We start from the raw sequence: 14,211 nt of genomic DNA on the forward strand, positions 1-14,211 counted from the left end.
TACGAACTTCGAATAGCCCTTCTGCGCTAATGAAAGGAAATCGACCGCCCTTGCTTTTTTAAACAAGTTGCCGATAGGGAAAAAAGTCACAAGGTTGTAAGATTCCTTTTTCATGATATGGATCGGTTATCCTCATTATCTATAAAAAATCTATGGCTATGAGAATCCTTTTCCATTAAGAGTGGAATCGTTCTAATTTGAGATTTATGTTTTTTTGTGAGTTGATTGATTTCTAATATTTAAAAATGAAGCAGGCATATTAAAATATTATATTTATATAATTTTACTAAAATGACAATTGTATATCATTTGATGATCTAAAATAAAAATTGATTCTATCTGAATGAAATCGACTGGAATATTCTAAAAATCTAAATTAACTTTCTGAAACGAACATAGAACGGATCGTAGCCCATGTTTTTCCAAAAAGAGACGGCATTCTCATTCTCTGCGATTGCTCTCAACTCCACACTTTGAAAACCTTGTTCTTTTGCCCAGGACTCGCAGGAAAGGACGAGAGGTTTCATAAAACCGGATTTTTGTTTTCCCCGTTTGGTAACGGCTAAATCGATAAAGAGAGTTTTATTTTCTTCCAAATAGGGCTTGTCTTCGGTTCGAGCAATGAGGAGAGAAACCAATTCTTCCCCTAAGAATCCCCCGAGAAGAAGCACCTTCCCGGTTCCGCGGAGTTTTAAGTAGACATCCACCATTTTGGTTCCGGCCCTCGGACGGATTTTAAAAACACCGTCTAACGTGAGTGAGTTTACCATGCGAAAGAATTGATTTACGAGTTCGATTGCGCTTTCTCTGTGTTCGGGGAGTAAGTTGCGGATTTGAAACGGTTCGGAATGTTTTTTGGTTTTAGCCATTTGATAAAAATTTCTCTTTGTCCAATTTGAAAGAGAGACTTGATTCGAAAGATATTGAATTCCTACCTGGTTTCTCTTTCAAGAAGAAGTTGAAGATGCGAAAATATTTTTTTTATAAATTATAGTTTAACTTGATATAGATTCCTGCTTTGCTCGGAATTCTGAAGAAGACTTATTATCGTCTGCTTTCGCTATATGGCTATTTTATTCTGACGTTTAAACGATATTTGGATGAAACGGCGATGGAATTATGGAGTAAAAATCGAGAAATGCGAATGGCGAACAAAATTTTTCCTTGGTGCTTACTTTATCGGAAGCGTCAGCTATTTTCGTTATGAATCTCCAGTCGAAATTGAGTAAGATGCAGGCATTCAGATTAAGCGAATAGATCCTAATATAAGAATGAATTGAAAAATAAGAATAAGATATAAATGTGGAAAAATCAAGTTAGGAGATTTTGTGAAAAAAATTATTATAACAATTTGTATATTGGGCTTTTTTTGGCTCTGCAATCCAATTAGAGTTAAAAGGGATTCATTTAAAAATTTAGTGAGCGTAACTATGGATCTGGATCATAGTGCATATGTTGAGGGATTTACTCGGTCAGCTTCTTCGCGGGGAACCCAATATTCTCGTGAAATAAAAAATGATAAAAATACTCCAACAGCGATTTATTTTAAACTTTTCGTTTCAAATAATCTCAACGCGCTTACCAATGAAGCGTACATAAAGATTGATGATAAAATAACTAAGCTGGAATTAATTGAAACTTCCGTTGGTAGTCAAGTCGTGACAGAAAAAACAAATGATTTGAATATTAAAACTGGAAAAATCGAAGAAAAAAGTTCGACTTCTTCTATGAGAGTGCTTACTGGTAAAATGATTTTGAATTCTGAATTGGAAAAAGCAATTTTGAATTCTCAAAAGCTCCAGTATCGTCTCTATGCACAGAGCGAGCCAATAGAATTGACTGTCTCATCTTCCCAACTAAATACAGTAAAAGAGTTTCTTTCAAAATCTGGGCAAGAAGCAGATTAAAATTTATTTACGATCAGAAGGCGGAATTTAATTTAACAAATCTTGTCTTCTGATATTCAAGGTTGTTGGGTTTCTAATTCTTTGTTAGTGTTTCTAACTTTATTTGGACGTATCGTCTATCGTTCGTTGTCGAATCTCATTTTTTTTTGCAATAGAATTCGAGTTCGCTTTGTTTTCATAACGTTCGGCTGAATTTTGCAGAATTGTTAGCGCGATTCGCGGAAATTGAAATTACTTTTTAATTCTAAATAGGAAAACCTCTTCGCAATCGTATGAAATTCCTTATTAGGAATTTATAGAGCGATACTCTGATTGAAGATGTAATAGGGCTGCGATTTTACCTCCCACTTGCGATCGGATCTAACGAGGGTATGGTAGACTATAGCGAGCAATCGTATGAATTTTTGGGAAAGGATAGGTTAGGATTGTAAGAGAATTTCCGTTCAACAAGGCTTGAGATTAGATATCTCATTGTTTCATGGATATGAATCCAATATTTAGAATTAGCGGAAAATTCTTAGTCCTTATTCACTGGTCTTGGTAGGTAAACCTGTATCATTTCTCACCAGTCAAATTATCTCCTTCCTTTTTCAGCAAAGTTTTGTATACGGATATTAGGTCGCGAACTCTTAATCGCTTTCATTTTTCGTGAGCTGTAATTGATCTTGGAAAAATAGTATGATAAGTGTTGTCAAGAGGTAGGTCAATCTATGGGCGTTCCGGAATCTTCGCAACGAGCCTTCAGAATGATCCTAATCTTATTGAATGTGGAGTGTGATGTAAAACGAATCTATACTCTCTCGCTTGCCCCGATTACATTAAACTTTGAAATTAATCGGTCATTTTCTTATTCATTGTAACATGTATTCGTTGAGGTAAATTGGTTCATCTTAACATAAATCAAAGAATACTTCGGACAATATGCGAAGTTCGTCTAAACACATCCGCAGTTCTCGCACAAAAGCCTAACTCACCAATATACGAAGTTCGCCTAAGCGCAGTCGTAGGGTGAATAAAAAAAACAGTTTCGTCAATATGGGAAGTTCGTATAAATGTGGCTTAAGCTTGAGCGACTAAAATTGGCCCTTCCCCGAATTAGTGGACATAGCTTTAGGCAGTAAATTCTTCTTCAAACTGAATTGGAGTTTTATATCCTATAGCAGAATGAATTCTCTTTCTATTATAAAAAATTTCTATATATTCAAATATAGCAGTTTTCGCGTCTTTAAGATTTTTAAATTTTCTATGATTTCTAAATTCTCTTTTTATTGTCGAAAAGAAACTTTCAGCCGGAGCGTTATCATAGCAGTTTCCTTTCCGACTCATACTTTGTTTCATTCGAAAAGAACTTAAAGCATCTCTAAAATACTTGCTGGCACAGTGACTTCCTCGGTCTGAATGAAAGATTAAATCCTCGGGTGGCCTTTGAGTCTTTACGGCGTTGTTTAGCGCTAAGAGAACCATCTCCGTTTTCATATTTGAATCCATCGACCAACCTACAATTTTCTTTGTACAAATATCCTTAATCTGGCAGAGATAGAGATACCCCGAGGAGGAAGGAGGATACGTGATATCAAAGACCCAGATTTGTTAGGTTTCTCGGGATCAAATTGATGTCCCTTTGTTCTTTCAAATGAGAGACCTCTTTTACTAAAGCTTGAATCCTTTTGTCTACCGCACTTTTGAGGTCTTCGTTGCCAGGGCTTTCCAGATCAAATTCTTTCTTCCAGCGACCAATCGAAACGTTGGCTATTCCCAATTCTAAACAAAGCGGACTCTGGCTTTTCCCGCTAGTCAGGAGCAATCTGACTGCTTCCTTTTAAAACTCAACACCGTAGTGTTTTCTTTCTCTCATCACGATCTCGCTTATTTTAGAGTTGCCTATTAATCTGTCCATTGATTGGGGGAAGGCTCATATATCTTTTCGTTTTTATCATTTTATTCAAAAGTTATTCAAATACTTGCAATTGGGGTAGTTACTATTGAGAAATGAATTATAAATTTATCAACTTTGAAAAAAAAATGCTTGTATAGTATTCACTATATTTATATTCTAAAAGTATAGTATTTGCAATACTTGAGGCTTTTATGAAAAATAAAATTCAATTTCGACAGAACGTCGTAAATTCAATATTCACTATAATTACCATTGTCTTCACTATTAGTCTTTTACAGAATTGTGTGGCCTTGGATAGAAGATTCAATAAATTCGTTCCAGTAAAATCCAAAGAATATTCTTCACTCAATGGAATTAAAAATTATTTTCTAAATCGTTATCATGATTTTGGCGATATCCTAAAGGTCGGTATAAATTATAATGCTTATGGCGCTAAAGTAATATTAAGCACAAATGGAGTTGGTTTATTTTTAGCCCAAGGTAAAGAGATCTGTCTCCCAAGTAATTTGTTTGCGAACATAGATAAAAATAAATTTGAAGACTTAACTTTATTATTAACGATTGCCGAGACATATCCCTGCACAAGTAGACCTAACGAATCTTATACCACTATGTCCAGAGGAAACTTCGTATCTGTAAAAGGACCATTTGAGATAATGCTCTTATCTTTTCATACATCCGATTATTTTAGGATTGGGGCAAGTGTAGGTTTTTTTTTAGGAGTTCGAATCGAATTCAACCCGGCTGAATTACTCGATTTCTTACTCGGTGTAGTTGGGATAGACCTTTTCCAAGATGATATTTATGTTACCGAACCTAATATGGATTTTTTGCATAGGGCAATAATTCGAAATGACTTTGATAATTTCAACTCGATCGTATCCGATTTGAATAATGAGAATGATGGCCATTATAAGAAAATATATTCAAATCATAATGAATACGAATCGGATTGTAAGGACGCTGTCTTACTTAGTTCTGCACTTGGTCGCATTGATATGCTTAAAATTATATTTAAAAATTGCGGTCATCTTGAAAATTTCAAAAAACATAAAGAGGAGATTTTTAAGGATGCTTTCTTTTGGGCCTCAGATCGTCCTACGATAAAGACATTAATATCGCTTGGAGGAAATTTTGAAGATTTAAAAGCCGATGAAGAATTCCTAAATATGCTTTTAATAAGTTCAGTTTATTCTGAGAATAGGGATGGATTCTATCCGTGTTTTGACGCTGATTATGTAAGAGCTTTACAATTTTTTCTATCTCAGGGTTTTAAAATTAAATGGCCTTCCGAGAATCAATATAGTATTACCATTCGACATTCTCCTCACACAAGCAAGAGAACTTATTCAAGAACCGGTGTCCCATTTTATTATTTCTTCGAGAATCTAAAAGAACACCACCAACCATTAATTCAAACACTTCTTGATCACGGTGTCGATTTTTCCCTTAAAGATAAAAGAGGAAAATTACCTTACGAATTAACTAAGGATCCTAAGATTAGAGAATTTTTAAAATGTGTGGCAGAAAAGAGATGTAAATAATTTTTTTCTACATTTAGATTTCTTATTATAGTAAAGAACAAGCAACCTGCAAATATAATTTTATCCGGTAATTTCCAATTGCTTGCGTTGCAAATGAATAAGTGATTGATTCAACTTCTCCATCTTTACTTACATTCTCATTTACATCAATGTCGTAATCACGAGGACCATTCTTAAATCGAGCAATCTTCTTTAGAGTCGATAGATCATAATCTGAAACGGCCTGTAAGTGAAATTCCCGTTTGCATTTGAAGCTATCGAAAAAGGACTTTGATTCAATTCTTTGTTTATATCTATGGCGTTGATTGCAAAAACGACACCTTCCCATGGCCTTATTTCGTCTAACGATGTAAACCTTATCGACCTTGTCCGTAGCTGAGCCTCTGGTGGAGGAGTTAGCGTCGGCACATCTCCTTGCTAAGCAAGACGAGTGACAAAGCGGAATTTGGCGAAGCCCAAGCAAGGGTGAGCGGACGATCCCGAAGCGCCGCGACAATTTTTAGTTATGCGCCACAATCACGTTATTCCCGTGGAATTGAACATATAAGTTCTACGGAGCTAAAAAACCATCCGTAATGGTGCAAAGCGTAAGAGGGGAATTCATCATATGCAGATACATAATACCACTTCCCTTTTTCACCTTTTTGGGTATATTCTTCGGTAGACACTGCAACACATCCTAAATCATAACCTTCCGGAAGAAAAGCAGTCACCGAAGTAGTCCCGTCGTTCATATTAAATCTTTCCATCGGAGATTTAGATGCCGATTCAGACGGACGGGTAAAGAGGACGCCCGAGACTGGAATCTTAGCTCGCCCTTTAAGAATTCTCACAGAAACACCATACGCTTTGCGAATAGAACCTGCGGGGACAACTCTCGAAATACTTGGATAACGCTTATGACCATGGCATACTAAATACGCTAAGGCCATTAGGTCCTTCGAAGTTTCCTGAACGAAACAGTTCATAATGATTTCTGAAGAAGGCTTAGAAAAGTTACCTGACATTGGATATTCTTCACATTGATTTCTAAATAGTTTAAAACGGTATTTTTCTTTTCGAACTTGCCCGCGGCATGCGCCACCACCTGCAATATTTGGTTCAATATAGTAAGTTTCATCTTCGTAGATATGTAAGACACTACCACCAAGCAACCAGGATCCTATTTCTGGCCTTGCTTGGATATCTACGGAAAAGATTAAAACTAAAGTTAATGAAAAAAGAAATACTTTCATTTTGTGAATATGGCGAACGCAGAGAGAAGCCGAAGTTAGACGAAGTGCGGCTACTAATTTCCGCAATATTCCATTTAGAATGTTTCCGAACAATCTATAGTTAAACAAAACTATAATTTTCTAAACCCAAATTCTAATATTGCCGAATTAAATAGAGCATTGTCCTTCGTATTTAGTCTGCGACGCTTTTCACTTAATATCGAAATAAAACAATCAATGTATTGATTTCGATAAGCTGTTCCATTTTTAATGGAAAAATTAATTTCTAAAAATATTCTTCCGTCTTTAACAATACTTTTATATTCAATCTCTTTATGATATTCACCATTTAACTTAATGGAAATCAGCGATGCAAATGTAGATGAAAGATAGTCATTTGAACCAATAACGATCTGATAATCTCCCGTGTCTTTTGTTTCCAAACGAGTCGTAATACGTAAATTATCAGTAACATTAAAATTTATGTAAAAAGGATAGTCTGAAACTGCTTTATACCCTTGTTTTCCTTCCTCACTCGATATTTGTTTTAGCGAGAATAAATAAACGAAGATAAAACTAAGCAAAATATAATTGTATTTCATAAATCTTTTAATTGTAAATATTTTCTTTTCACATCAATTTACAAGCCGCATTTCGTCTAACGAAAGAGGCTTCTCGACGTTGCGGCCGCAAGCGCTTGTGCGCGCCGCGGTTGGCACGAGGTTCGAGGCGCCTTAAGCGCCGGCTCGCGAACCGAAGTGACAAAGCAATGTGGCGGAGCCCGTAGTGAGTCCGAGCGGGAACCGTGAGTGACGAACGGAGCGAGAAGCCGGAGTTATGCGAAGCTCGCCGCGCCCGCAAGCATTGCCCTCTGGCGACTCAAGTTGGTTCTACGATTCTCTTGATCGTAGTCAGAACCTCCCGCCAAAACTCACCCGAGCGAAGTTTCTGGGGCTCCGTGGGGATGTTTTCCTCGGACACAGAGAGGCGGACAGAATCTCCTTGGCCATGCAATTGAAAGGTCCAGGTGCGATAGTTCTCGGGCACATCCGGTATGCCTTCCAGATCGCTCCAGTGTGTGTAGCGCAGGGTTCTTTCCGGAGTGAACTCAAGGATTGTCCCTTTCTCGAGATAGCGGGTTCCCTTAAACTCGCCTTGGAAAGTAATTGGCGAACCTTCTTCCCAGGTTGTTGCAACTTGAGCTCCCCAAAAGTATTCCCTGGCCAAGTCAGGGTTTGTGAGAGCTTCCCAGACAGCAGCTGCGCTTCCGGCAATAGTGCTGGATGATTCTGAAGTATATCCGTGTGGCACGTCGACGTTCCTTGAGCCAGAGTGACATGTGTGTCCGATTTCAAGCAACTGTTTTTGTTACTGCCAGTTCCGCGCGGCGAGTTTCGCATAACTCATCAATATGCGAAGTTCGTCTAAACACAACCGCAGTTTTCGCACAAAAGCCAACTCCTTCAATATACGAAGTTCGTCTAAACACAGCCGCAGTTTTCACTCAAAACCAAACTCCTCAATATACGAAGTTCGTATAAACGCGGCCTGAGCTCTCACACAAAACCAACTCCTTCAATATACGAAGTTCGTATAAACGCAGTCGCGGCCCAAGCCGCCTTTCTTCCGAGAAGTCCCGAATTTTTTACAAAAGAATTCTTACAATCTCTCAAACAACCAGGTTGCAAGTTTGTCGACGGGAACCCTTTCTTGGGACATACTATCTCTTTCTCTCACGGTCACGGTATTGTCTTTTAGAGTATCATAATCTACTGTTATACAAAAAGGAGTTCCTATCTCGTCTTGTCTTCTGTATCTCTTTCCGATGGCCCCGCCGTCGTCGTATTCAATGTTGCCGAGTTTTGCGAGATCCGCAAAGATTTCTCTGGATTTTTCGGGAAGACCGTCCTTTTTCATCAGAGGAAATACGGCTGCTTTTACGGGAGCGATCTTGGGAGAAAAACGAAGGACGGTTCGGACTTCTCCGTCGGGAAGTTTTTCCTCTTCATAAGCGTCGGTTACTACCGCGAGAAAAAGGCGATTCACACCTAACGCGGGTTCAACGACAAAAGGAATAAACTTTTTATTCTGAACCTGGTCCTGATACTTCAGGTCTTCCCCTGAAAATTTCTGGTGTTGGTTTAGATCGTAGTCGGTTCTGGAAGCGATTCCCCAGAGCTCACCCCAGCCGAAGTTGTATTTGAATTCTATATCCGAGGTTCCTTCGCTGTAAAAAGACAATTCTTCTTTTTCGTGTTCTCTCACTCTTAAGTTTTCTTTTTTGATTCCTACTTGTTCGGTGAGCCATTTCATACAATAGTCCACCCAGTGTGTGAACCATTCTTTCTGAGTTCCGGGTTCGCAGAAGAATTCCATTTCCATCTGTTCGAATTCTCTCGTTCTAAAGACGAACTGACGGGCCATGATTTCGTTTCGGAAAGACTTTCCGATCTGAGCGATTCCAAAAGGAATCTTTCTTCTCGTAGTGGAGACCACATTCTTAAAATTTAAAAAGATACCTTGGGCGGTTTCCGGACGAAGATAAATGTCGAGTGCGTCTTCCGCGCTCGCTCCGTGAGAAGTCTTGAACATAAGATTGAAGTCTCTCGCCTCGGTGAATGTTCCCCTTTGTCCGCAGTTCGGGCAGGCGAAATTGTTTTCCTTGATCACCTCGTTCATCTTTTCCAGAGTGAGGCCGGTCGCAAAACCTTCTCCCTTTTGGTCTTCGAGGAACTTGTCAGCGCGGATTCGGGTCTTACAATTCTTACAATCGATCAACGGATCGGTGAAGTTGGAAACGTGTCCGGATGCTTCCCAAACCTTAGGGTTCAGAAGAATGGAAGAATCCAGTCCGACTACGTCTTCTCTTAAATGAACAAAATACTTCCACCAGAGTTGTTTTAAGTTTTGGAGAAGTTCGACTCCGTAAGGACCGTAATCGAAGGTGTTTGAGAGTCCTCCGTAAATTTCAGAACCGGGATAAACAAACCCTCTACGTTTACAGACGGATACAATTTCCTTCAAAGAGGAATCGAGACTTTCTTTCTTTTCCATGTGCCCAGGATTTTGCTCTGGATTCGGGAATAAAGTATTTTAATTCTCTCTTTGGAAGGATTTCTTGTTTGCCTAAGCTCCTTCCCCGGGTCGAATGGTTGATAGAAATCCGTTTTGCAGCGTCCAAGGAGACCTTGCCTGAAAAAGAAACTAGTCATCTTCGGTGTCAATTTCTTGTCCTGGAGTTCCCCCTTTCTAGGTCTAGGAATCTTTTTTCCATTGGGGGTTCTCTTTGCCTTTCCAAAGGGAAAAGAAATTCGATCCTCCGCCTTTGGATCTCTCTTCTTCCAGATCTTCTGTTGGAGTATTCTCTATCCTCTTGAAATCTCCTCGATCCTCTTTCCGGTCGTAGAAGCCTTTATCCGTTCTCTCGTGATGGAACTAAAGGAATGGTTGATCGGATTTTATGTCTTCGCAGGAATCATTCTTCTTTTTTCTCATTCGTTTTCTCTTAGAAAAGAAAGGCGACGTCAGGCGAAATCGAACCGTGGGCCGGTCGTGGAAGAAGAAAAGATCGAAAGATTCCACTATAAGGTTTTGGTTCTTCTCGTCGCGGGTTATCTCACTTCCAGACTTGTCTTTCAAGATCCGTATCGTCTGGAATACGGTCAGTTAGGAATCATAGAAGACAGCTTTTTGTATTTTTTCTCGGTCCTCATCGCGGGGGATACGCTCTTAAGTCGAGGCAAACCCTTCTTTCTTTTCCGAAGACCTTGGAGAATGTTTGAAAAACAGGCGCGCGTCGCGCGCTTCTCCGGATTTCAGGGAGAATGGGGTCTTAAAAAACAAAAGTATGCGAAGTACAGAGATCTGATCTTCCCGGGATGGGGGCATATCTATCTCGGAAATCTCTGGAAAGGATTTTCGATTCTCTTTTTGTTTCTTCTCTTTCTTTTGTTTTTTGCGACTGCCTTTTTCTCTTGGCTTGAACCCGCGGACGGAATTCGTTTTCTCATGTCCATGGGTTTGAAACCCGGGATTCGAGATCAGAAGTTTTTCGCGATCACATCGAGTATCGTTCCGGCACTTGTGGTTCTTACGGCGATCGTAGGAATCCATCTTCTTTCCCGATTTCTTCTCAATCGAACGATCAAAGCGAAGGCGGAATCGGAAGATACAAGTCCGAAAAACGTATTCATTAGCAATCTCTCATACAGTATTCTTCTTCACATGATTTTGATTTCTCTGGTTCTGATCATTCCCGTAACCCTTCAGAGAAAGAAGGAGCAAAAAGAGCAGGAAAGACAGAGAACTCATTTTACTCCGGAGAATCTGGAATTCTACTTTATCGATCCGAATCTTCCAAACCAAGTCGAAGGTTTGAACGGAGGAGTCGTTTCCGGAACCGAAACTCCGACTCAAAAAGAAGGGGATAAGATTCCTGATGACAAACCCGCGGACGAGGGAAGAGTCAAAGGAGAAGTCCGTCAGGTTCGAGGAAAAAAATTACCTTCCACGTATTCGAATTATATTTCCGCGAAGATGAGAGGTCCCGAATCCTTTATGGAATATTGGAGAAGGGCTCCTAAAAACTATTCTTCCGTCGTAGCTTATACGGTAACCCCGGATGGAGAAGTCGTGGACGTGGACCTTGTGGAAGCATCCGGTTATCCGGAACAAGATCAGATGACATTGGAACTCATAGAAAGTCTTTCTCCTCTTATGCCGCCACCGGGTACGAAAGGATATGTAAGAGTCACCGAACTTTTTTGGAACGGAAGCATCGATCCGGAAGCGATGCCGACCCCGCTTCAGAAGGAACTCGTAATGATGTATGACGGACGTTATATGGAGGAACTATGAGCGTAGACGTCGCACTTCTCGGGTTTCTTTCCATTCTTCCTTGGGGATTTTTTCTGATCCTTCTTTTTCCGGGAAAGAATACTCCACAGAGAATTTTCTTAATTCTTCTCGCGCTTTTTTTGGGTTATCTTTCCACAGAGATCGTATTAAAATTACATCCTATCTTTTGGCCGGACGTGAAGATGGCCGCTCCCAAAAGAGCAGGACATATTCTTACGCAGACGGCTCACATCGCATTCATCCAAGCGGGGATGATGGAAGAATTCTGCAAAGGAATTTTGATTCTTTTTGCGGGACTTCTTCTCGCCTTCGATTGGAAGACCTACACGTTTCGTAAAGAAATGGTTTTGATCGGAGGATTTGTAGCTCTTGGGTTTGCGGGAATCGAAAACGCAAACTATATCTTCAACGCAAAGGAAGAGGATAGAATTGCGATGTTTGTGGGAAGGACGATTCGATCTTCCAACGCTCACTTTCTTATCAATCTTTGTTTTGCCCTTGCCTTTGTGAAATCGAATCTAAAAGAACCGAAGGACAGGCCCGTATATCTTTTTTTAGCGTTTCTTCTCGCGGTCTCTCAACACGGGCTCTTCAACTTTTTTGTACTTCCTCAGGCTCGTTTTGGAGGATGGCTTTCCACTGCGCTCTTTATAGGAATCTGGGTTTGGATCGTAAAAGACTTTCGGACTTTCATCACTGAGGATGAAATCCTAGATGACAGTCCGGTCGAAGCGGAAATTTTGGATACGACCCGAGAAACAAGTTGAGATACAGAGAAATCATTCTAACCATACCGAAAGAAATCGCAGACGATTTTACAAACTTCTTAGACGAGGCAGGAGTCGCAGGATATTACGAGATCCTCTTTGATCGAGAAGTTCCCCGCGCTCCCAACGAAGAAATCATTTCGGACGATACCAAGTTCCGAGTTTATTTGGCGGAAGAGGACAAGGAGAATGAGACCAAAATTCTTATCTTCTTAAAAGTCACCGCCGGAGAATCCTACTTTTTAGAATCTCGTTGGATCGAGACAAAAGAATACGAAGAAGCTTATAAAGAATTTTATAAACCCTTTGTGATCGGGTCTTATCGTGTGATTCCAACTTGGGAAAAAGACATCGCCGTAAGCACAACTCCTCCGGGAATTCTTCCCTTACTCATCAATCCGGGACTTGCGTTTGGAACCGGACATCACGAAACTACGCGCCTCGTTTTGGGAAGAATGGGAAATCTCGGGCTTTCCGGAAAACGCGTGTTAGACGTGGGAACCGGCTCTGGAATCTTGAGCGTGGCGGCCGCAAAGTCGGGAGCGTCTCATATCCTCGCGGTCGACATCGATCCGAACGGAGTGAGATCCGCGACCTTTAATCGGGACGACAACGATATTTCTCCGGAACTCCTCGTGGTGGAAGAGGGGGGCTTTGATTTGGATCCGATTCAAAAAGAAGAATGGGATCTGCTCATAGCAAACATCACCTTTGCAGTATTAAAAGCGAATATTCAAAAAATTGCATCTGTAAAAACAAATCATTTTCTCTTTAGCGGCGTGATCACGGAAAGAAAGGAAGAATTCTTAAAACTCCTAACTGAAGTTGTGGGAGGAGAAGGCGTTTTCTTTCAGGAAGACACGGGCTGGGAATTGATCGAATGGAAAAGGAAAGTATAAACCGATGAAACACTACGACGTATTCGGAGTCGGAAACGCACTCGTGGATATTTTAGTTCCTACGGAAGACGTATTTATCAAACGTCTTGGCTTTGATAAGGGAATTATGACCTTGGTAGACGCGGAAAAACAAGCCGGCGTTTTGACCGCACTCGAAGGGAGCAAGAGAGAACTTCGTTCCGGGGGAAGCGCTGCGAATACGATGATCGCGATCGCAAACTCGGGCGGGACTGGAACTTATACCGGAAAGGTTTCGAAAGACACCTACGGAGAATTTTATAAAAAAGATATGGAAGAGGCCGGGATCTTTTTCGAAGTCGCGCCCGAAGACAAGGGACATACCGGAACCTGCGTCGTCCTCACGACCCCGGACGCAGAGAGAACGATGTTGACTCACTTAGGAATCTCCATCACTCTCCAAAAGTCCGACGTGGACGTGGAGAAATTAAAGACATCAAAGATTTCTTATATAGAAGGATATCTCTGGGACGGACCCGGAACAAAAGAAGCTTCGCTTCTTACGATGGAAGAATCCAAGAAGAACGGAGTCAAGGTCGCATATACATACAGCGATCCGTTCTGCGTGAATCGTTCCAGAGAAGACTTTGTTCGCTTAACAAAAGACTACTTTGATATCGTCTTCTGCAACGCGGAAGAGGCGAAAGCCCTTTCTCAAAAAGAAGACAAACAAGAAGCCCTTAAATTTATCGCGGGACTTGCTCCACTCGTATTCATGACCGATTCCGCAAACGGAGCGTTCTTTGCGGAGAACGGAACAATTTCCCACGTGGAAGGATTTCCTGTAAAACCGATCGACACAACCGGAGCTGGGGATTGTTTTGCGGCCGGTGTTCTCTTCGGACTGACACACGGATACAGTTTGGAAAGAGCGACACGCTGGGGAAACTACGTGGCTTCGAGGATCGTTCAAGAGATCGGACCAAGGCTCGGAATCAAACTCATGGGAAGACAAGACGAGATTCTAAAGTAAGGTGGCTGGGTCGCATTGATTCACTCAGCGCAAAGCTTTCCTATGGGTCGCATTGATTCACTCAACGCAATGCTCTCTAAGGATCGCATTGCGGGGGGAAAGGCTTCCCCCTCGCTTCAGCCGCGATCGCGGCTT

12 protein-coding genes and 1 pseudogene are annotated in these 14,211 nt (G+C 40.8%); 6 read left to right on the forward strand and 7 right to left on the reverse strand.

The window, feature by feature from the left end; translation table 11 throughout:
- Window positions 1–371: 371 nt before the first annotated feature.
- Window positions 372–869: a GNAT family N-acetyltransferase gene (locus A0128_RS06950; protein WP_069606845.1), complete on the reverse strand. Its 498-nt coding sequence runs from the start codon at window positions 867–869 to the stop codon at window positions 372–374.
- Between the two features lie 459 nt (window positions 870–1,328).
- Between A0128_RS06950 and A0128_RS06955 the strand changes: the two genes are divergently transcribed.
- A complete protein-coding gene (locus tag A0128_RS06955) occupies window positions 1,329–1,907 on the forward strand; it encodes a hypothetical protein (protein WP_069606846.1) in 579 nt (192 codons plus the stop codon).
- Between the two features lie 1,110 nt (window positions 1,908–3,017).
- Here the strand turns inward: A0128_RS06955 and A0128_RS06960 are convergent.
- Window positions 3,018–3,494 (reverse strand): IS3 family transposase, encoded by a 477-nt coding sequence (locus A0128_RS06960; RefSeq protein WP_083244078.1) that lies wholly within the window; start codon window positions 3,492–3,494, stop codon window positions 3,018–3,020.
- Window positions 3,481–3,711: a hypothetical protein gene (locus tag A0128_RS06965; protein WP_245667208.1), complete on the reverse strand. Its 231-nt coding sequence runs from the start codon at window positions 3,709–3,711 to the stop codon at window positions 3,481–3,483. Before A0128_RS06965 ends, A0128_RS06960 begins: the two co-directional genes overlap by 14 nt.
- Window positions 3,712–4,520: 809 nt before the next feature.
- Here A0128_RS06965 and A0128_RS22520 point away from each other — a divergent pair.
- Window positions 4,521–4,607: pseudogene (locus A0128_RS22520) on the forward strand (LIC13411 family adhesin); the annotation flags it as partial.
- 1,262 nt (window positions 4,608–5,869) lie between these two features.
- Here A0128_RS22520 and A0128_RS06980 read toward each other — a convergent pair.
- From A0128_RS06980 to A0128_RS06995, 4 genes are all read right to left on the reverse strand, one after another.
- Entirely contained in the window at window positions 5,870–6,691 is an 822-nt protein-coding gene (locus A0128_RS06980; RefSeq protein ID WP_069606850.1) for a hypothetical protein, read from the reverse strand.
- Window positions 6,692–6,693: 2 nt separating this feature from the next.
- The gene (locus tag A0128_RS06985; RefSeq protein ID WP_083244079.1) at window positions 6,694–7,164 is read right to left on the reverse strand and encodes a hypothetical protein; all 471 of its coding nucleotides are present in this window, start codon (window positions 7,162–7,164) and stop codon (window positions 6,694–6,696) included.
- Window positions 7,165–7,441: 277 nt separating this feature from the next.
- Entirely contained in the window at window positions 7,442–7,873 is a 432-nt protein-coding gene (locus A0128_RS22525; RefSeq protein WP_069606852.1) for an SRPBCC domain-containing protein, read from the reverse strand.
- Between the two features lie 348 nt (window positions 7,874–8,221).
- Window positions 8,222–9,616, reverse strand: a complete 1,395-nt coding sequence (locus A0128_RS06995) for a glycine--tRNA ligase (RefSeq protein WP_069606853.1) — start codon at window positions 9,614–9,616, stop codon at window positions 8,222–8,224.
- A 174-nt stretch (window positions 9,617–9,790) separates the two neighbouring features.
- On the opposite strand from A0128_RS06995, the gene A0128_RS07000 reads away from it, so the two are divergent.
- From A0128_RS07000 to A0128_RS07015, 4 genes are read left to right on the forward strand one after another with little or no spacing between them, the layout of a single operon-like run.
- A complete protein-coding gene (locus A0128_RS07000) occupies window positions 9,791–11,419 on the forward strand; it encodes an energy transducer TonB family protein (RefSeq protein ID WP_156781788.1) in 1,629 nt (542 codons plus the stop codon).
- The gene (locus A0128_RS07005; RefSeq protein WP_069606855.1) at window positions 11,416–12,186 is read left to right on the forward strand and encodes a PrsW family glutamic-type intramembrane protease; all 771 of its coding nucleotides are present in this window, start codon (window positions 11,416–11,418) and stop codon (window positions 12,184–12,186) included. The genes A0128_RS07000 and A0128_RS07005 overlap by 4 nt, the downstream gene beginning before the upstream one ends.
- Window positions 12,183–13,085 (forward strand): 50S ribosomal protein L11 methyltransferase, encoded by a 903-nt coding sequence (locus tag A0128_RS07010; RefSeq protein ID WP_069606856.1) that lies wholly within the window; start codon window positions 12,183–12,185, stop codon window positions 13,083–13,085. The genes A0128_RS07005 and A0128_RS07010 overlap by 4 nt, the downstream gene beginning before the upstream one ends.
- 4 nt (window positions 13,086–13,089) lie before the next feature.
- Window positions 13,090–14,076, forward strand: a complete 987-nt coding sequence (locus A0128_RS07015; protein ID WP_069606857.1) for an adenosine kinase — start codon at window positions 13,090–13,092, stop codon at window positions 14,074–14,076.
- Window positions 14,077–14,211: the final 135 nt, after the last annotated feature.

The organism is Leptospira tipperaryensis (assembly GCF_001729245.1).
Classification (GTDB): Bacteria; Spirochaetota; Leptospiria; order Leptospirales; family Leptospiraceae; genus Leptospira; species Leptospira tipperaryensis.

Excerpts from the sequence above, each read along its gene's own strand:
- A0128_RS06950 (WP_069606845.1), bottom strand. The coding sequence starts at position 869 with ATGGCTAAAACCAAAAAACATTCCGAACCGTTTCAAATCCGCAACTTA.
- A0128_RS06985 (WP_083244079.1), bottom strand. The coding sequence starts at position 7,164 with ATGAAATACAATTATATTTTGCTTAGTTTTATCTTCGTTTATTTATTC.
- A0128_RS07015 (WP_069606857.1), top strand. The coding sequence starts at position 13,090 with ATGAAACACTACGACGTATTCGGAGTCGGAAACGCACTCGTGGATATT.
- A0128_RS06995 (WP_069606853.1), bottom strand. The coding sequence starts at position 9,616 with ATGGAAAAGAAAGAAAGTCTCGATTCCTCTTTGAAGGAAATTGTATCC.
- A0128_RS07005 (WP_069606855.1), top strand. The coding sequence starts at position 11,416 with ATGAGCGTAGACGTCGCACTTCTCGGGTTTCTTTCCATTCTTCCTTGG.